This window comes from Pseudomonas sp. WC2401, from assembly GCF_041200115.1.
GTDB lineage: Bacteria > Pseudomonadota > Gammaproteobacteria > Pseudomonadales > Pseudomonadaceae > Aquipseudomonas > Aquipseudomonas fragi.
Window position 1 is genome coordinate 5179321 of sequence record NZ_CP165623.1, and the last position, 18524, is coordinate 5197844.

Genomic DNA, 18524 nt, shown 5'->3' on the forward strand with positions numbered 1-18524 from the left:
AGCCCGCCCCCACAACACGCCTGCCATAGGGGTAAGGACTTTTCATGCATTTCGATCTGGTAGATCTGCGCCTGTACTTGAATGTGCTGCAGGCGGGCAATATCACCGCTGGCGCCAGCCTCAGTCATTTATCGCTGCCCGCCGCCAGTGCGCGGATCAGGGCGATGGAAGCGTCCCTGGGCGTGGCCTTTTTGCAGCGCAGCCGGCGTGGTGTCAGTCCGACACCGGCCGGGCAAGCGCTGGCACAGCATGCGCGCCTGCTCTTGCAGCAGGTCGAGCGCATGAATCACGACCTGAGCGAATACGCCCAAGGCTTCAAAGGCCGTGTGCGCCTGCTGTGCAACACTGCCGCCCTCACCGAATACCTGCCCGAGTTGCTCGCCGACTTTGTGCGCCAGCACCCCACTATCAGCGTCGATCAGCAAGAGCTCACCAGCCTGCGCATTACTCATGCGTTGCGTCTGAATGCAGCCGATATCGGCGTGATCTCCAGTGCGGTCGACACCCGCGACCTGCAAACCCGGCCGTTTCGCGATGACCCGCTGGTGCTGGTCATGCCCCTCCATCACCCGCTGGCTCACTCGCCGACGCTTTCGTTCAGCGACACCCTGAGCCATGACTATGTCGGGCTGTCGGCCAGCAGCGCGTTGGCGGTGTATCTCGAGGAGCAGGCGTTGCATGTGGGTGTGCGCATGCAGGTGCGGATTCGCGCCGAAGGTTTTGACGGGGTGCTGCGCATGGTCGCCCGGGGCGCCGGGCTGGGGATTGTGCCCCGGGCGACCATCGAGCGCTGGCAGGCGCCACGCACGTTTAAAGTGGTGAGCTTGAGCGAGCCGTGGGCAGATCGTAAATTGCTGCTCTGTGCCCGCTCATTCGAGCAGTTGCCCGCCTATGCGGTGGCCTTGCTGGAAGCGTTAAGCTTGTAGGAAGAGTCGCGGTTTGCGCTTCGCCTGTATGCCTTGGTTTTTACCCAGAGTAATATCCGGGGCTTGCGACACCCGGGGCACCTTTGGCCGTGGGTATTTTTATCAAGTTTTGAGAATAACAACTCACAGGGCAACCGATGGCTGACGCTAACTCCCCCCCGGTCACACTCAAACGCGGTTTGAAAAATCGCCACATCCAGCTGATCGCCCTGGGCGGCGCCATCGGTACGGGCCTGTTCCTGGGGTCGGCGGGCGTGCTCAAGTCGGCCGGGCCGTCGATGATCCTGGGCTATGCGATCGCCGGTTTTATCGCATTCCTGATCATGCGCCAACTGGGCGAAATGATCGTCGAAGAGCCGGTGGCCGGCTCCTTCAGCCACTTTGCCCACAAGTACTGGGGCGGCTATGCGGGTTTCTTATCGGGCTGGAACTACTGGGTGCTGTATGTGCTGGTGGGCATGGCCGAGCTGACGGCCGTGGGCAAGTACATCCAGTTCTGGTGGCCCGAGGTACCAACCTGGGTCAGCGCCGTGGTGTTCTTTGCGCTGGTCAACCTGATCAATACCCTGAACGTCAAAGTGTTCGGCGAAATGGAGTTCTGGTTTGCCATCATCAAGGTGGTGGCGATTGTCGGCATGATCGTTTTGGGCTGCTACCTGCTGTTCAGCGGTACCGGCGGCCCGCAGGCGTCGATCAGCAACCTGTGGAGCCACGGCGGCTTCTTCCCCAATGGTGGCATGGGCCTGCTGATGGCAATGGCCTTTATCATGTTTTCCTTTGGTGGCCTGGAGCTGGTGGGCATCACCGCCGCTGAAGCCAGCGAGCCGAAAAAGGTCATCCCCAAGGCCATCAACCAGGTGGTGTACCGGATCCTGATTTTCTATGTCGGCGCCCTGACGGTGCTGCTGGCGCTGTACCCGTGGGATCAGTTGCTGGTCACCCTGGGCGCCGGCGGCGATGCCTACGGCAGCAGCCCGTTTGTGCAGATTTTTGCCTTGATCGGCAGTGATACCGCAGCGCAAATCCTCAACTTTGTGGTGTTGACCGCCGCACTGTCGGTGTACAACAGCGGCGTGTACTGCAACAGCCGCATGCTGTTCGGCCTGGCCGAACAGGGCGATGCGCCCAAAGCGCTGATGAAACTGACCAAAAATGGCGTGCCGTTGCGCGCACTGGGCGTGTCGGCACTGGTGACGCTGCTGTGTGTGGTGGTCAACTATGTGGCCCCGCACAAGGCGCTGGAGCTGCTATTCGCGCTGGTGGTTGCCTCGCTGATGATCAACTGGGCGCTGATCAGCCTCACTCATATCAAGTTCCGCAAGGCTATGGCGGTACAGGGCGTGACGCCTTCGTTCAAGGCATTCTGGTTCCCGTTCAGCAATATCCTGTGCCTGGTATTTATGGCGGTGATCGTTTCGGTAATCTGGATGATCCCCGACGTTCGCGCGTCGGTGTATGCGATTCCAGTGTGGCTGCTGATCATCTACGGCTTCTATCTGCTGCGCCTGCGCACTGGCAAGGCACTGGCCAACGCGCACTAAGCATCCAGCTGTCACAAAAAAGCCCCGGTACTGGAAACAGTGCCGGGGCTTTTGCGCAACTGGGGGTCGGAACCAGGCATCTGTCAGAGTAACGCTGCGGTTAGGGTGAGGTTCGATAACCCATCACCGGAGGTCTTATGTCTGCGCCAATCACCGTGCTTCGCGACACCCATCCCCTGCCCGTGCTCGATGCCTGCAAATGGGAAAAACTCGAAGGCGACCCGCACACCGTCAACCTCAATGCCTACACCAGCGAAGACGGCAGCAAGATCATGGGCACCTGGATTTGCACGCCCGGCAAGTGGTATGTGGAGTATGTGAAGTGGGAATACTGCGATTTCCGTGAGGGCTATTGCATCATCACCCCCGAGGGCAAAGAGCCGATCCACTTGCGGGCCGGGGATATCTTTGTGGTGGAGCCGGGCATGAAAGGTACATGGGAAGTGGTGGAAACCGTGCGCAAATATTTCGTTTTTGCCTGAGTGAAACCACGCAAAAAACCCGGGAGCCCGCCCGACGCGGGCTCCCGGTAAAGCGACCAGTTACTGAGGTTTGCGATAGCTGTTGATGATGGCCGAGAAGTCCTTGCCGCCTTCGCCGCGCAGGCTCATGGCCTGATACAGCTGTTGTGCCACGGCACCCATCACCACCGGCTGGTGGGCCTGACGTGCGGCCTCGGTGGCCAGCCCCAGATCCTTGAGCATCAGCTCGGCACCAAAACCGCCGGTGTAACCCCGGGATGCCGGGGCCGTCTCGACAATCCCCGGCCACGGGTTGTACACCTCCGAACTCCAGCAGCGCCCGGTGGAGCTGTTGATAACCCCAGCCAGCACTTCGCTGTCGATACCCAGTGCTGCCCCCAGGGCCATGGCCTCGCTGACGCCGACCATGGAGATCCCGAGCAGCAGGTTGTTGCAGATTTTAGCCACCTGGCCGGTGCCCACATCCCCGCAATGGACGATGTTGCGGCCCATTTGTTCGAGTACCGGGTGCAGGGTGTCGAACAGCGCCTGGGGGGCGCCGACCATAAAGGTCAGGGTGCCCGCCTGCGCGCCGCCGGTACCGCCGGACACCGGCGCATCGGCCATCTGCACGCCCTGCTTGGCGGCTGCAGCGGCGACATCGCGGGCGGTCTGCGGGTCGATGGTGCTGCAATCCACCGCCGGCACGCCTTTGGCAATACCGGCGAGCACACCGTCCTCACCCAGCCACACGCTGCGCACATGAGCCGCCGCCGGGAGCATGGTAATCACCATTTCCGTGCCTTGGGCAGCTTCGCGTGGCGAAGTGCTGATATGGCCACCCAAGGCAGCCAGTTCAGCAAGGATGTCCTTGTTCAGGTCAAACAGGTTCAACGAGTGCCCGGCCTTGAGCAGATTGCGCGCCATCGGTGCGCCCATGTTGCCCAGGCCGATAAATGCGATGTTCATACGGGTGCCCTCAACGAAGGTGGATGGTGGTGTTGACGCCATCGTTCACGCTGTCATCGTCGAACCAGCGACTGGTGACGGTCTTGGTTTGAGTATAGAACTGCACCACTTGCTTGCCGTACGGCCCAAGATCGCCGAGTTTCGACCCGCGGGAGCCGGTAAAACTGAAGAACGGCACCGGTACCGGGATCGGGATATTGATACCCACCTGGCCCACATCGATTTCGGTCTGGAACTTGCGCGCCGCAGCGCCGCTTTGGGTAAACAGGCCGGTGCCATTGCCAAACGGGTTGGCATTGACCAGTGCGATGGCCTGGTCGAGGGTATCGACCTCAATCACCACCAGCACCGGGCCGAAAATTTCCTGGGTGTAAATCTGCATATCGGTGGTGACCCCGGAAAACAGGGTCGGGCCAATAAAGTTGCCTTGCTCGAAGCCCGGCACCTTGATGTGGCGGCCGTCCAGTTCCAGCACCGCGCCTTCCTTGATCCCGCTTTCGATCAGCCCCAGCACGCGCTCTTTCGCACGCTTGGAGATCACCGGGCCTACATCGGTGCCCGCCTCACTGCCGGCGTTGACCTTAAGTTTTTGCGCCAGCGCCTTGAGGTCGGGCAGCCATTTTTTCGCCGCGCCCACCAGCACTACCACCGAGGTGGCCATGCAGCGTTGCCCGGCCGCGCCGAAACCGGCACCGACCAGCGCGTTAAGGGTTTGCTCGCGGTTGGCGTCGGCCAGCACCACGGCGTGGTTTTTTGCGCCCATCATCGATTGCACGCGCTTGCCGTGGCGGCCCGCCAGGTCATACACGTGGGTACCGACGGCGGTTGAGCCAACAAACGAAACCGCCTTGATATCGGCGTGGGTGCAGAGCGCATCGACCACATCCTTGCCGCCGTGGACGACGTTGAGCACGCCTGGCGGTACACCGGCTTCCAGCGCCAGCTCGACCAGCATCAAGGTCGACAGCGGGTCTTGCTCGGATGGCTTGAGTACGAAGGTGTTACCGCAGGCGATGGCCATCGGGAACATCCATAGCGGAATCATGGCCGGGAAGTTGAACGGCGTAATCCCGGCGCAAACGCCGATCGGTTGGCGCAAGGTGTAGGTATCCACCCCGCCCGCGACATTTTCAGCGAATTCACCCATTTGCAAGGTGCCGATGGAGCACGCATGCTCGACCACTTCCAGGCCACGGAAAATATCGCCCTCGGCGTCGGCAATGGTTTTGCCCTGTTCGGCACTGAGCACGACGGCGATGCGTTTGGAGTGTTCGCGAATCAGCGCCTGCAGCTTGAGCATGATGCGCATGCGCGCGCCAATGGGCGTCAGCTTCCAGGTCTGGAAGGCGCGCTGGGCGGCAGCGATGGCGGCGTTGACTTCAGCGGCAGTGGCAAACGGCACTTTGGCCAGCACTTGCTGAGTGGCGGGGTTGACGATGTCGTGCCACTCGGTGGTCTGCGACTCGACCCATTCGCCATCGATCAGCAGGCGGGCGTTTTGGTACGGGGTGGTAGAAACGTTCATGGAAGTCTCCGGCATTATTATTTTGAGTGCGGGTGTCCAGATTGGTCGCAGGACTGTTTTTGGAGTATAGGTGTGCGTTCTTCTAATAAGAACGCACATAAAAGCCGGTCAAACATGCAAAAAAACATCACATCGCTAAGTGCATTGAACTGGGACGACCTGAAGTTTTTTCTTGAGGTGGCCCGTACCCGCAAAGCCAGCAGCGCGGCCAAACGCCTGGCGGTGGACTACACCACCGTGTCGCGGCGCATCAGCTCGCTGGAAGCTGCCCTCGGTACGTTGCTGTTTGAAAAGTCGCGCACCAACGGCTTCACCCTGACCAGCGAAGGCCAGCGTTTACTGGGCTATGCCGAGTCGATCGAAAGCACGCTGCACATGGCCTGCGAGCAGGTGTCGGGGTCGGGCGTGGCGTTGTCGGGGCATGTGCGCATGGGCTGCACCGAGGGGTTCGGGAGCTTTTTTATCACCCCCCAGCTCAGCCATTTTGTCGATGCCTACCCGGCTATTTCGGTGGATATTCTGCCGCTGCCGCATTTCATCAGCCTGTCCAAGCGCGAAGCCGATATCGTGATCGCCCTGGAGCGCCCGGAACACGGGCCTTATGTGTGCTGCAAACTATGCGACTACCGCCTGCAACTGTATGCCACCCAGGAATACCTGGACCAGCACCCGCCTATCAACCGGGCGGCGGATTTGGCCGAGCATACGTTTATCAGTTATGTGGACGATCTGGCGTTCAGCTCGGAGCTGCTGTACCTGGCCAACGTGCTGCCCGGCGCCAGCGCCAACCTGCGCAGCACCAGCGTGATTGCGCAATTCGTGGCAGCGCAGCAGGGCCGCTCGCTGGCGATTTTGCCGTGCTTTCTGGCCGCCCAGGATCCACGCTTGCTGCCGGTGTTGCCGAATGAGGTCAACCTGACGCGGCAGTTCTGGATGTACTGCCGCGAGGACCTGCGCAAACTCAAGCGGATCACCCTGTTGTGGGATTACATCCGGGAGGTGACGGAGCTGAATGCGCCGCTGCTGCTGGGCGAAACGCGCGGGATGAAATTTGTGGACTGACCCCAAACCCTGTGGGAGCGGGCTTGCTCGCGATAGCATCAGCGCGATCATTCAGGCAGATCGCGGTGCCTGAATCGCGAGCAAGCCCGCTCCCACAAAGATGAGGGGGGCCAAGTACGAATCTCTAATCGGCAATCACCACAATCGACACCCGACGGTTTTCCGTACGCCCGGCGCGGGTGTTGTTGCTGGCTACCGGCTCGCGACTACCCAACCCTCGGATCTGGATATTCTCCGGGCGCATGCCGACCTTGGTCAGGGCCTTGACCACACTGTTGGCGCGGCGCACGGACAGTTGTTCGTTGTAGGACTCCTTGCCCGACGAGTCAGTATGGCCGTCGACCCGTACGCGCTGGATATCTGCACCCAGCAGGGCCGTGCCGATGCGCTCGACGATTTGCTGGCTTTGCGCATTGAGCACTTCAAGGTCGCTGCCAAACAGCACTTTGCCCGACAGGCCAAATGCCCAGCCCTCTTCGGTCAACTCAAAGCCCTGCTCCTTGAGGACCGCAATCTGCGCCGGGGTCAGGCCCTTTGGCGGGGCAGTCTGGCAACCGGTCAACGACAATGTCGCCAACAACAAGGCAACGCTGAAAAACTGCAGATAACGCTGGGTCAATGCACGCATGTTGGGGGTTAGCTCCTGGTAATTACGGTGTTTGCGGGGTGCTCCGACTCCGCTACATGTTGCCCGCCTCGGGCGAGGCGCTTGGCCTGGTACATCGCCGAGTCCGCTGCGCAAAGCAGCTCCTGGGCACTTGCACCATGTTCCGGGTAAACCGCGATGCCGATACTGAGCGAGGTCACGACACACACTTGCCCCGGCAACTGGATCGGTTCAAGCATGCTGGCGATGATCTTCTCGGCGATGCGCTGAGCGTCTTCGACCTTGTGCATCGGCGTCAGCAAGATCGCAAATTCGTCACCGCCCAGGCGCGCCACAACATCCTCTTCACGCAACTGGGCACGGATGCGCGCAGCCACGGCCACCAACACCGCATCACCGGCGGCATGGCCATAGGAGTCGTTGATGTCCTTGAAGCGATCGCTGTCGAGAAACAGCACGGCGGCCTTGTCCCGGGTTTTGTTGAGCGCGCGCAGAGTGCGCGTCAGCCGCGCCTCGAAGTACGCGCGGTTGGGCAGGTTGGTCAGCGAATCGTGGCTGGCCTGATGGGCCAGGGTCTCATTTTCGTTTTGCAGATGGCTTTGCCATGACTCCAGTTCGTCGAGCAGGGCATTGAAGTCATTGCCCAGGCTGTCCAGCTCGGCAATATGCGCAGGCGGCACACGCCGATCGAACGCCCGCTCACGACGAGCGGCGTGGGCCACTTGTGCCAATTGCTGCAAAGGCCCGGTAATCCCGCCCAGCAGCCGGCGCGACAGGTACAGCGCACTCCAGGCGCTGAGTGCCGTACACAGCAGCACGCCGAGCAGCCCGCTGAGCAAAAAGCGCAGCATATTGGCACCGTGCCCACGCAGGACCACGCGGCCGACTTCACGCCCCTGATGCAGGACCGGTACGGTGATCGGCTGCTCCAGCAAGCTGTCGGCCAGGAGCATTTCAACCCTCGACAACAGGCCGTTTTCGGGCCGCTGCCATTGCGCGAGCAGCTCACCATCAGCGGTGTAGACCCGGGCCTCGGCGACCGCTTCGGTGGAGGCAATCAAGGCCAGTGCTTCGGTTGCCGCCCCTGGATCGTCAAACACCACGGCCGCTTCCACGGTGTAATTGATGGAGCGGGCAATCAGGTGCAGGTTGTGATCGGCATAGACCTTGAGTGCCAGCACGCCCAGCAGGGTCATGGAGGCGCTGGCCAGTGTGACCGCGACCAGGGCCACGCCAAGATGCCCACGGCGCAACACCGAACGCAGCCGGCGACGTCGTTGCGGCGCATTCAACCCGCTCATGGCTGCGCCGCCCGACGGCGTGACAGTTGCAACACGCTGGGGTGAATACGTACGCCGCTGCGGGCCACGGAGTCGAGGTTGACCTCGAACGACACTTGCTCATCACGCACATGCAGGCAAAACAGGCTGCCCACGGTGCATTGGTCACCGTCTTCGCTGATGCTCAGTACCGCCTTGGTGCTGAAGCTGCTGAACAGGCCGCTGCGCTCCTCGGCGCTCAGCTTGCCCAGGTAGACCGCGTTGCAACTGCCGGCGATGCCCGGGTCACTCGCCAGCACACGCCGCACCTGCACCGGCCGGCCAGTGGATTGCGTCGCGCCCTTGAGCAGGTCATCGGTGTATTCGGTGGGGCCAATCACGCACAACTGCAGTTGCGCCGGCTCTGTGGGCCAGCGCGCATAACTGAGGATGCCCAGCACCACCTGGGTCACGGCCCTGGCGCGTTGATCCGCCAGGTTGACGGGCGTTTGCGCCTGCACCAGGCAAGGAGTGCTCAGCAGTAACAGGCAAAAAGATAATAGCCGCAGCCGCCATCCAAAATGCTGTTCTGTCGATGAGACAGCCACGTCCATGCGGGATTTCTCTGAGATCTTTATAGGAATAGTGTCGTAACGATAGCACGACATGTGTATTAACTGTGATACAGGTCACATTGGGCGCGCCATTTCCTGTGGGAGCGGGTTTGCTCGCGATGGCATCACCGAGGTTTGCCAGGCAGATCCCATCGTCAGCATCGCAGTCAAGCCAGCTCCCACAAAAAAGCACCCGGAACAGGGTCAAGACTTCGGCTACCCCAACCCCAGCATCAACCCGCTCAGGCGCTTGACCTTGCGCTGCACGGCCTCTTCAAAAACCCCTGCGCGTGGCTCTACCAGGCTGAACCAGTGCTTGGCCCGGGTGATACCGGTATAGATCAGCTCTTTGGTCAACACCGGGTTGAGTGCTTCGGGCAGCACCAACGCGGTGTGGGAAAACTCCGAGCCCTGGGATTTGTGTACGGTCATGGCATACACCGTTTCAACATCATTGAGCCGGCTTGGCAGGACAAAACGGATACCGCCCTGCCCGTCATTACGCGCGAACGCCACCCGCAATACATGGCGCCGGGCCTGACCTTCACCCTCGGGAAGCATGAGGGCGATGCCAATATCGCCGTTCATCAGCCCCAGCCCGTAATCGTTGCGGGTCATCAGCACCGGGCGGCCTTCGTACCACTGCTGATCGCCATCAATCAACTTGCGGGCAAACAGGGCGCGGGTGATGCGCTCATTCAGGCCCTCCACGCCCCACGGCCCCTTGCGCACGGCGCAGAGCACCTGAAAGGCCTCGAACGCTTGCAGCACATGCCCCGCCCAGGCTGCCCAGCGCGGGTCTTCAAGGCCGCTGCGGGTGTCAGGGCGCTGCTCGCGCAACCGCTCAATATAATGCCGATAGCCTTTGGCCTCAGTGCCACGCCCTTCCAGCGCCAGACGTTCAAAGGCGCGGTCCTGCTCGCCCTTGAGGGGCAACGCATAAAGGTCGGCATGATTGCCTGCCGCCAGCAGGGCGCGTGCCTCGCGGGGCAACTGCTGGTTGACCAGGCGCGACAGCTGGCCAATACCGCTGCCCTCACCAAAGCGCCGCGAGTGGCGCAGCATGACCACTTGCTGGGCCAGCGGGTGCGTACCGTCCAGGTCTTGCTGCAAGTCGCTGGCACTAAGGTTTTCGCCACTGACCTGCTCCAGCCAGCTACGGGTTTGCGCGGTATACCAGCCCGCCTCGGCATCCCGGCACAAATCCCCCAATACGGCACCGGCTTCAACCGACGCCAACTGATCCTTGTCACCCAGCAGCACCAGCCGCGCATGGGCTGGCAAGGCATCGAGCAGATTGGCCATCATTTCCAGGTCAATCATCGACGCTTCGTCGACCACCAGCACGTCCAGCGGCAAACGATTACCCGCGTGATGGCGAAAGTGTCGGGTACCGGGGCGGCTGCCCAGCAGCCGGTGAACAGTGGTCACGTCACTGGGGATTTTTTGCCGAACCTTGTCGTCCACTTCCAGGGATTTGACTTGCACGCTGATGGACTCGGTCAGCCGGGCGGCGGCTTTGCCGGTCGGTGCTGCCAGACGAATGCGCAAGGGTGCGCCCGCCTCCACCGCCGGGGCTTGCAGCAAAGCCAGCAAGCGCACCACGGTCGTGGTTTTACCGGTGCCGGGGCCGCCCGTGACGATGCTGAAAGCCCCGCGTGTAGCCAAAGCACACGCCAGTTTCTGCCAGTCAACCGGCGCATTCTGTGCCGGGCTACCGAACAGGCCGTTCAAACGTACGGGCAAATCCGCCGGGGTGGCTTCAGCCACTGCCAGACGCTGGCGCAAAGCGCCGTCGATTCGACGCTCATAAGTCCAGTAACGGCGCAAATACAGACGTCGCTCACTCAACACCAAGGGCCGGCTGGCCGCATCCGCAGACGACTGCCCGGCATGTTCGACCAGTGAACTGGCTTGCAAGGCCTTGCACCAGGCCTCGCCATCCAGCGCTTCAAGCAGCTGCGAAGGCAGCAACATGGCGCCGGTTTGCACATCACCTTCAGGGGGCAAAGACAGCGCGAAATCGGGTTCTTTCAGGGTTTCGAACAAATCCAGACACACATGCCCGTGGCCCAGTTGATGACTGGTCAACGCCGCGGCCAGCAGCACCAGCGGATCACCCTGGGGGTCACGCTCATGCAAGAAAGCCACGAAGGCCTTGTCCAGAGCACGCAACCAGCCACGTTCGACCCAGCGTTCGAGCAACAGCAGCAAGTCCTCGGCGCGGCCCAAGGGCTGCAGCAAGGCCAGGCTTTCGGCCGTCAACGGCGTAGGCAACAGCTCGGCAAACGAACGACTCATAACAACACTCCCTGTTCCCACGCCGGCTCAGCTGTATTCGGCAGCGGTTTGCCCTGGAACATCAGGTCCAGGCTTTCGATCAATAGTCTGGGCGGGCGGGTGAAAAACACGCCCTGCCCCTGGGAGCGGGTGCCACGCAAAAACAGATACAGCGCGCCGCCCATATGCTGGTCGTAGTCATAGCCGGGTAGCCGCGCCTTGAGCTGACGGTGCAGGGCCAGCAGATACAGGACGTACTGCAGGTCATAGCGGTTATCCAGAATCGAGGCGGTCATCGCTTGCTCGGTGTAGGCCGAATCATCAGCGCCCAGCCAGTTCGATTTGTAGTCCGCCACGTAATAACGGCCCTGATGCTCGAAGGTCAGGTCGATAAAGCCCTTGAACATGCCATTCAACAGGCTCGGCTCAGCCCCCGCGCGCGGCGCACCGCCGTGGGTATGCTGGCGCACCAGTTGATCCATCTGCACAACATCGACCTTGTGGCTGGCAAACCAGAATTCCATCTCAATCTGGTACTGGTTCAACTCACTCAGGACCACAGCAGGCTGACCGTTATTCAGACGCAGCGGTTCATCTTGCAGATGCTGCAACCAGTCACTCAGGGTCTCGATCCAGCCTTGCCAGCCGCGACGGTTGCAGCGGCGCGCCACGGCATCCTGGAGCGCCTCGGGATCAGCCTTGAAACCTTCACTGCCGGCCCATTCGAGCAGACCGTGGAGAAAGGTGCCGGGATTCGGCCCACGGGGAAAGCGATGGATATCGCCGCCGCTGAGTAACACATCACGCGGCGCATCCGGGTCGAGTCGTTCATCGTCCGAGAGCTTTTGCGCCAGGGCGCTTTCCGGTGCTTCGGCGGGGCTGAGACTGTCACCGATACGCAATGCGCTGTAGGAAGCAATCCACCAGTTTTCGGCGGCGCGGCGGCTCGGGATCCGCGGCTCCAGCAAGGTGGCCTGGTTGAGCGGTGGATAAAAATGCGCCTCACTAGCCGCTGGCACGGCTTCGCACTGCAGGGCGTCGCAACCTTGCTGCACCTCGGCCAGCCAGCTCTGCAAGCCTGCGGACTCAGCCAGCATGCCCCCCCCTCCGAGCAAATACCCCAGGGCCGAGAGGTGCAGCACCGAACGATTGTTGTTGCCGCGCTTGAGGTCGGCAACCCCCAGCCAGCATGCATGCTGGGCGCGGGTCAGGGCGACATAGAGCAGGCGCAGGTCTTCGGCCAGACGCTCGTCGTCGGCCTGGGCGATCAGCTCTGGCGTCGGTTTCAAACTCACTTGGGCATTGCCTGCGGCATCGTGAAAATGCAGCGGCAAACGGCTGCCATCCACCGGTTTTGCCGAGCAAATAAACGGCAAAAACACCAAGGGGTATTCCAGGCCCTTGGACTTGTGGATGGTCACCACCTTGACCAGTTGCTCGTCACTTTCCAGGCGCAGGATCTGCTCTTCACCCGCCTGACCGGACAAGGCCAGATGCTCGGCCAAATGGCGAATCAGCGCCTGCTCACCGTCCAGTTCGGCTGCGGCTTGCTGCAACAATTCGGACAAGTGCAAGACATTGGTCAGCACGCGCTCGCCATCAGGGCGGGCAATCAGCGCCTGGGGCAGCTCAAAGTCGTGCAGTAAACGGCGCAACATGGCGAGCACCCCTTGCTTGCGCCAGGTTTCGCGGTAACCACGGAACTGCATAACGCGTTTTTCCCACGCCAGTTCATCCTGGTTCAGACGCTCCAGTTCAACCAGCGGCAGGTCCAGGGTGATACAGGCCAACGCGGCCCGCAGCGGGCGCTCGACGTCCGGCTCGGCGCAGGCCTTGAGCCAGGCCAGCACATCATGCGCTTCCTGCGCGGCGTACACCGAATCCTTATCAGACAGGTAAACGCTTCGCACGCCACGGGTCGACAATTCTCGCCGAACCGCCTGGGCTTCCTTACCGTCACGCACCAGAATCGCGATGTCGGCAGGCAATACGCCACGCAGTGCTTCGCCGTCCTTGATAAAGCCGCAACGCCCTTGCTGGCCGCCATTGAGCAGCTCGACAATCTGGCTGGCACAGGCGGCCGCCAGATGCTGACGGTAAACAACCCCTGACAGCGGTTGCTCGGAGGGCAACTGCCAAAGGGTCAGGGCGCTGACGGGCTGGCCATCGAGCTGCAGGACTTCCTTGCGCCCCTGGGATCTGACCGAAACAAAAGGCACAGGGTTTTCAGAACCTTCGCGGAACAAAAATGCACCCCGCCCGCTATCGCGCAGTTCAGCCCGTTCAAAGACATGATTGACGGCCTTGACCATGGCGTGGCTGGAGCGGAAGTTGGTGTCCAGCGTGTGCAAGCGACCCGCAGTGGCCTGACGCGCGCGCAAGTAGGTGTAGATATCCGCCCCGCGAAAGGCATAAATCGCCTGTTTCGGGTCACCAATCAGGAACAGGCCGGTGTCGGGACAGTTGTCTTCAATTCGGTAGATCGTCTCGAAGATGCGGTACTGCACGGGGTCGGTGTCCTGGAATTCGTCGATCAGCGCCACCGGGAACTGTTCACGAATCAGGGTCGCCAGACGCTCGCCGCCTTCAGCCTGCAAGGCCGCATCCAGACGCAGCAGCATGTCGTCGAAGCCCATTTCGGCACGGCGGCGCTTTTCTTCTTCAAATCGCACACTCACCCAGTGCGCCGCATGCTGCAGCACCGCGGCATCCGGGCTCGGCAAGGCATCGAGCGCGACCTTGAGGCCGGGCATGGCATCCAGCCCCGGATGCTGCGGGGCCGCGCCTTTCCAGGCTTCGGCCATGCCGTCGGGGGTCAGTCGGGTAAAGCCGGTGCCAAGGTCGAGTTGCTCCTGGGTGTCATCCGCAGCCCAGGCGCTGAGCTTTTCAAACCAGGGTTCGAAATAGCGAGCCTGCATTTTCCGACCGTCAACGGCTTTAGCGGCCACGCCTTGCAGGCAGATTTCGCGTAGCTCTTGTGCCCATAGCAGCCAGGGCGTCTTGAGTTGCGCCAACGCCTCGCGGCGCTCCTGCAAGCAGGCTTCGATCATTTGTGCGGGCGTTTGCTCCGCGTTAGCGGGCTGGCGCGAGCTGCCAAACAACGCACGCACGCGCGGCATCAAGGCGGCGGGGCCGCTCCAGTTGGCGCGTACCCAGTTCAGTGCATCGCCGTGCATGGGGTAGCAAAACAGCCGCCAGTAGTCGCGCAGCACTTCGCCCAGCAAATCGCTGTGATCGGTTTCCAGAGTCTGGGTGAACAGGCTGCCGCTGTCGAAAGCATGCTCGCGCAACATACGCTGGCACCAGCTGTGGATAGTCGAGACCGCAGCCTCGTCCATCCACTGCGCGGCAATATCCAGACGCCCGGCGCAAGCGGCCCACTGCTCGGGAGCAAACTGGTTCCGCAGCTCTTCGACCAGCCCATCCGGAGCATCGATCTCACCCCGAAAATACCGCGCGGCTTCTGCCAGGCGCGTGCGGATGCGGTCGCGAAGCTCTTTGGTCGCTGCATCCGTAAAGGTCACAACGAGAATTTGTGGCGGCAATAATTCACGGCCAAAACCGGAGGTTTCACCACCATGGCCCAGAATCAGACGCAGGTAGAGCGCCGAGATAGTGAAGGTTTTGCCGGTGCCAGCACTGGCTTCGATCAATTGGCTGCCGCGCAGGGGAAATGCCAGGGCCAGCGGTAAAGATTGCTCGCTCATTAGCGGGATGCCTCGCTGTTCAATGAGCGCCAAGGCGCATCAAAGAGGGGTCGATAGAGGGCATCGCACCACTCTTCAAATTCGTCGCCAGCCATCAAGGCCGCATAGTCAGGGAACTGACGGGCCAGTGCTGCGCTTTCGCGGCGTTCGCCATCGCTGGTCTGGCCATCGCCTTCATAGGCTTTTTGCGCAGCCGCAGCGGCCTTGTCCGAATCGGTTTGGGCCAGCCAGGCGAAAGCGGTTTTAACGGCTATTGGAAGCGGGTGGCTCATGCCGACTTTCCAGGCCACCAGCAAGTTGCCCAGAATCTCCCGGGCCTGCTTGGTCCCCAGTGGCTCGAGCAGCAAGGTGTCATCGCTGGCCACCAGCGCGGTGGTCATCTGCAGGCCACTGGCGCACGCCGCCAGATGGTTAACCCACGGCCGGGTCAAACGGTGCCATTTACGGGTTTTAATCGCACCAATACTGTTGGGAATGGTGGTGATCGACAGCAGGCCTTGATCACTGCGTTGGTGCAGGTTGCCGAGCCAGCCTTCCAGCGTCAGGCCGTGGTCCTCAAAACTGAAGGGCAGCGCACTGTTCAGCGGCACTGGCCAGAGGGCCAAGAGCTGCTGATAGCGTTGCAGCACATCGGGCAAAGGCTCGATCAGTTCGTGTTGCAGGCATTCGCCAAATCCAGCCATAGGCAACAAGCCGCTGCCTTGCAGGCGTTGGGCGCGGCTGTGCAAGGCGCTTTCAAGCTGATCGGGCTGCGCCAGTGCGGCTTCGAGCAAACTGTCGCTTAAGGTGTAGCGTTGCAATGCATCGAGCACGAAAGGCTCTTCATCGGCCAAGGGCACTTCGGCTGCCTCGAAATACACTTTCAAACGCTGGCTGAAGAAGTGACGTACAGGATGACGCAAAAAATCCTGTAGTTGCGTCAGATTTAATGGCTCTTCCTGTACATGCTCACTTAGCGAACCGGCTGGTACCGGCTCTGGCTGTGGCGCGTGCAGTCGCTGCCATTCGCGGGCATAGCTGAACAGATTGGCGTTGCCTTCATGAAAATAGCGGGTACTGAAAGGCTGCAGTGGATGCTCTTGGGTCATGGCTTGCAGCAGGTCACCACCGCCTTCCAGGTGCCAGCCACTGGCAAGGTGGTCACGCAGCTGGCCAATCAGTACGCAGGCCGGACGCTCGCTGTTGTCGCGAATACTGCGCCCCACCCAACTGATATAGAGCTGATCCCTTGCGGAAAGCAGCGCTTCGAGCAGCAGGTAACGGTCATCTTCGCGGCGCGAACGATCACCCGGGCGGTAATCGCTGCCCATCAGGTCAAAGTCCAGCGGCGGCTGTGCCCGCGGATAGTCGCCGTCGTTCATGCCCAGCAGGCAGACCAGCTTGAAGGGGATGGCCCGCATCGGCATCAGGGTGCAGAAGTTAACCGCCCCGGCCAGGAAACGTTGTGACAACTTGCCCTGATCAAGCCCGGTAAGCCAAGCCTCGCGTACTACGGTCAGTGGTAACTCATCCTGCAGACCTACCAGCTCACAGGTTTCGAGCCAGGTTTCGCGCAGCTCTTCAAGTTGAGCCAGCAGGTAGTCGTCATGTTCGGTTTCGGCCTGGAAAAACAGCTGCACCAAGGCCTGCAGGCGCTCGCCCCATTGTTGCGGCAACGCCGGTTGCGAGAGTTCCTGGTGAGCGATTTCCAGCGCATCCAGCAAGGCCACCAGCGGGCCGATCAGCACTGCATCCAGACCGCCGATTTCATCATAGGGCTCAATACCATCGCAGGCCTCACCACTGCCTACGGCATAGCCGAGCAACATGCGGCGCAAGCCAAAACGCCAACTGTTCTGTTCCAGGTGCTCGGGCAAACCAAGGCCTGCGCGCTGCTGCGCATTCAACCCCCAGCGAATGCCGGCGCCTTCGATCCAGCGATGCAAGGTTGGCAAATCGCGCTCCTGCACCTTGAAACGGGCGCGCAGCGAAGGCACGTCGAGCAAGTCGAGGATTTCACTGACGGGGAAGCGGCTGTCAGGCAGTTTGAGCAGGTGCTCAAGAGCAATCAGCAACGGATCACGGCCGCGCTGACCCTGGTCGGCCAGGGTGTAGGGAATAAAGCGCCGATCATCACGTTCGATCTGCCCGAAAACAGCCCGGATATGCGGCGCATAACTGTCCACATCCGGCACCATCACAATCACATCGCGTGGCTGCAACTGAGGGTTTTCGCTAAATCGTGCAAGTAACTGGTCATGCAGGATCTCGACTTCTCGTTGCGCACTATGGGCAACTTGGAAGCGTATTGAGCGATCCTTTTCCAGATCAATGGCAGGCCATAGCTCGCGGGTTTCGTTGAGCGGGCGCAGCTCAAGAATATCGTCCTGCAACTGGTTAAGCAGATTGAGAGGTTCAACTTCGCTGAATAGGTCGATGCGACCATCGCGAAAAGCCGCGCGATAACTGTTGGGGTCGTCATAGCTGTCGAGCAGGTTGATGTAGTCGCGGCCTTGCTTGCCCCAGGCAGCGAGCAAGGGGTGGGCGTGCTGGTGCAGGGTATCCAGATCAAGGGCCGTAGGCATTCCGCTCTTGCGGGCCTGACGTTTGTACTGATGACGCAGCAGATCTTTATCGGCAACGATGTCAGACCAATGATGGCGACAGGGGTTATGCACGCACAACAAAACCTGGCTGAAACGGGCCAGCCCGGCCAGGGCCTCAAGCGCCTGAGCCGGCAGTGACGAGATGCCAAAGACGATTACCCGAGCAGGCAAACCGGGCGGGGCTTGCTCAAGGCTGTTGATCTTGTCCATAAAGCGCTGATGAACACCGGCACGGCTTTGGGACATCCCCTCCTCACCGACATCAAGCAGAAGCGCACGCCACAACTCGGCCTGCCAACAATTGGCCGGGCTCAGTGCCGGGCTTTCGCCTCGGGCATTGCGCAGTTGATGGCGACCGGCAGCCCAGTCTTCAAGCCAGTCGGCACGGTAGACCTGGTATTGGTCGAACAGGTCAGCAAGGCGTTCCGACAGTTGATAGCGTTTGCGCAAATCGCTGTCGTGAGTGAGGAAGCGTTGCAGCGGCTCGAAATGCGGCTGATCAATAAGGGCTGGAAGCAGGCGCATCAAACGCCAGGTCAACGGCGCTTTATCGAGCAAGGACTTGGCGGGAATTTCTTCGCTGCCCAACACTAGTCGATAGAGCTGCCACAAGAACGTGCCCGGGAGCTGCACATCGATGGCTGCCGCGATGCCGCAGCCACCGAGATCATCGTCCTGGGTATCTTCGGCCAGAGCTAGCTTCAGCCATTGGGCGATGCCGTTACTCTGCACCAGAGCAATCTCGTTCTCCAAAGGTGCCAGTGGGTACAGGCGCATCCAACTGACGACCAGGTTGCGCAACTCATCCAGGCGGTTGCCATGAACCACCATAAATCCCGCATTGAGAGACGTAGCAACCGGCATGACGGCATCCTTAGGAGAAGGCAAAATCCAAAGGCGAACCTTAACATTGCTCGACCAGATGGGTGGAGTTCAAGGTGTGAGAAGAGGAGTGAGACGCGCCGAAACTTTTCTCGGCACAAAGACA

12 protein-coding genes are annotated in these 18524 nt (G+C 61.0%); 4 read left to right on the top strand and 8 right to left on the bottom strand.

The annotated features are described in order from the left end of the window. Positions 1 to 44: 44 nt before the first annotated feature. The 3 genes from AB3G35_RS23835 (at position 45) to AB3G35_RS23845 (ending at position 2949) form a co-directional block, all read left to right on the top strand. Positions 45 to 926 carry a LysR substrate-binding domain-containing protein gene (locus AB3G35_RS23835; RefSeq protein WP_369782195.1) on the top strand — a complete coding sequence of 294 codons (882 nt, stop codon included), beginning with the start codon at positions 45 to 47 and terminating at the stop codon, positions 924 to 926. A gap of 137 nt (positions 927 to 1063) precedes the next feature. After that, on the top strand, positions 1064 to 2467 hold the full coding sequence (locus AB3G35_RS23840) for an amino acid permease (protein ID WP_086798898.1): 1404 nt from the start codon (positions 1064 to 1066) through the stop codon (positions 2465 to 2467). Between the two features lie 137 nt (positions 2468 to 2604). Beyond that, positions 2605 to 2949 (top strand): cupin domain-containing protein, encoded by a 345-nt coding sequence (locus tag AB3G35_RS23845; RefSeq protein WP_016783536.1) that lies wholly within the window; start codon positions 2605 to 2607, stop codon positions 2947 to 2949. Between the two features lie 60 nt (positions 2950 to 3009). On the opposite strand, the gene mmsB is transcribed toward AB3G35_RS23845, so the two are convergent. Both mmsB and AB3G35_RS23855 read right to left on the bottom strand, forming a co-directional pair. After that, positions 3010 to 3897, bottom strand: a complete 888-nt coding sequence (gene mmsB, locus AB3G35_RS23850) for a 3-hydroxyisobutyrate dehydrogenase (protein WP_016783537.1) — start codon at positions 3895 to 3897, stop codon at positions 3010 to 3012. A gap of 10 nt (positions 3898 to 3907) precedes the next feature. After that, the gene (locus tag AB3G35_RS23855; RefSeq protein WP_369782196.1) at positions 3908 to 5422 is read right to left on the bottom strand and encodes a CoA-acylating methylmalonate-semialdehyde dehydrogenase; all 1515 of its coding nucleotides are present in this window, start codon (positions 5420 to 5422) and stop codon (positions 3908 to 3910) included. A gap of 114 nt (positions 5423 to 5536) precedes the next feature. On the opposite strand from AB3G35_RS23855, the gene AB3G35_RS23860 reads away from it, so the two are divergent. Beyond that, entirely contained in the window at positions 5537 to 6484 is a 948-nt protein-coding gene (locus AB3G35_RS23860) for a LysR family transcriptional regulator (protein ID WP_106116523.1), read from the top strand. 124 nt (positions 6485 to 6608) lie between these two features. Here the strand turns inward: AB3G35_RS23860 and AB3G35_RS23865 are convergent, their stop codons facing one another. The 6 genes from AB3G35_RS23865 to recC form a co-directional block, all read right to left on the bottom strand. Next, positions 6609 to 7112: an OmpA family protein gene (locus AB3G35_RS23865; RefSeq protein ID WP_086798901.1), complete on the bottom strand. Its 504-nt coding sequence runs from the start codon at positions 7110 to 7112 to the stop codon at positions 6609 to 6611. An 8-nt stretch (positions 7113 to 7120) separates the two neighbouring features. Beyond that, positions 7121 to 8392, bottom strand: coding sequence for a diguanylate cyclase domain-containing protein (locus tag AB3G35_RS23870; RefSeq protein ID WP_324708499.1), 1272 nt, complete (start codon positions 8390 to 8392; stop codon positions 7121 to 7123). Further along, on the bottom strand, positions 8389 to 8964 hold the full coding sequence (locus AB3G35_RS23875; RefSeq protein WP_016783542.1) for a YfiR family protein: 576 nt from the start codon (positions 8962 to 8964) through the stop codon (positions 8389 to 8391). The genes AB3G35_RS23870 and AB3G35_RS23875 overlap by 4 nt, the downstream gene beginning before the upstream one ends. Positions 8965 to 9180: 216 nt before the next feature. Then, entirely contained in the window at positions 9181 to 11265 is a 2085-nt protein-coding gene (recD, locus tag AB3G35_RS23880; protein ID WP_369782197.1) for an exodeoxyribonuclease V subunit alpha, read from the bottom strand. Beyond that, the gene (gene recB, locus AB3G35_RS23885; RefSeq protein WP_369782198.1) at positions 11262 to 14951 is read right to left on the bottom strand and encodes an exodeoxyribonuclease V subunit beta; all 3690 of its coding nucleotides are present in this window, start codon (positions 14949 to 14951) and stop codon (positions 11262 to 11264) included. Before recB ends, recD begins: the two co-directional genes overlap by 4 nt. Then, a complete protein-coding gene (recC, locus tag AB3G35_RS23890; protein WP_369782199.1) occupies positions 14951 to 18400 on the bottom strand; it encodes an exodeoxyribonuclease V subunit gamma in 3450 nt (1149 codons plus the stop codon). The genes recB and recC overlap by 1 nt, the downstream gene beginning before the upstream one ends. Positions 18401 to 18524 lie beyond the last annotated feature (124 nt).

Bases quoted from the DNA above. Each gene is read 5' to 3' on its own strand.
- AB3G35_RS23835 (WP_369782195.1), top strand. From the start codon at position 45: ATGCATTTCGATCTGGTAGATCTGCGCCTGTACTTGAATGTGCTGCAG.
- AB3G35_RS23840 (WP_086798898.1), top strand. From the start codon at position 1,064: ATGGCTGACGCTAACTCCCCCCCGGTCACACTCAAACGCGGTTTGAAA.
- AB3G35_RS23845 (WP_016783536.1), top strand. From the start codon at position 2,605: ATGTCTGCGCCAATCACCGTGCTTCGCGACACCCATCCCCTGCCCGTG.
- mmsB (WP_016783537.1), bottom strand. From the start codon at position 3,897: ATGAACATCGCATTTATCGGCCTGGGCAACATGGGCGCACCGATGGCG.
- AB3G35_RS23855 (WP_369782196.1), bottom strand. From the start codon at position 5,422: ATGAACGTTTCTACCACCCCGTACCAAAACGCCCGCCTGCTGATCGAT.
- AB3G35_RS23860 (WP_106116523.1), top strand. From the start codon at position 5,537: ATGCAAAAAAACATCACATCGCTAAGTGCATTGAACTGGGACGACCTG.
- AB3G35_RS23865 (WP_086798901.1), bottom strand. From the start codon at position 7,112: ATGCGTGCATTGACCCAGCGTTATCTGCAGTTTTTCAGCGTTGCCTTG.
- AB3G35_RS23870 (WP_324708499.1), bottom strand. From the start codon at position 8,392: ATGAGCGGGTTGAATGCGCCGCAACGACGTCGCCGGCTGCGTTCGGTG.
- AB3G35_RS23875 (WP_016783542.1), bottom strand. From the start codon at position 8,964: ATGGACGTGGCTGTCTCATCGACAGAACAGCATTTTGGATGGCGGCTG.
- recD (WP_369782197.1), bottom strand. From the start codon at position 11,265: ATGAGTCGTTCGTTTGCCGAGCTGTTGCCTACGCCGTTGACGGCCGAA.
- recB (WP_369782198.1), bottom strand. From the start codon at position 14,951: ATGAGCGAGCAATCTTTACCGCTGGCCCTGGCATTTCCCCTGCGCGGC.
- recC (WP_369782199.1), bottom strand. From the start codon at position 18,400: ATGCCGGTTGCTACGTCTCTCAATGCGGGATTTATGGTGGTTCATGGC.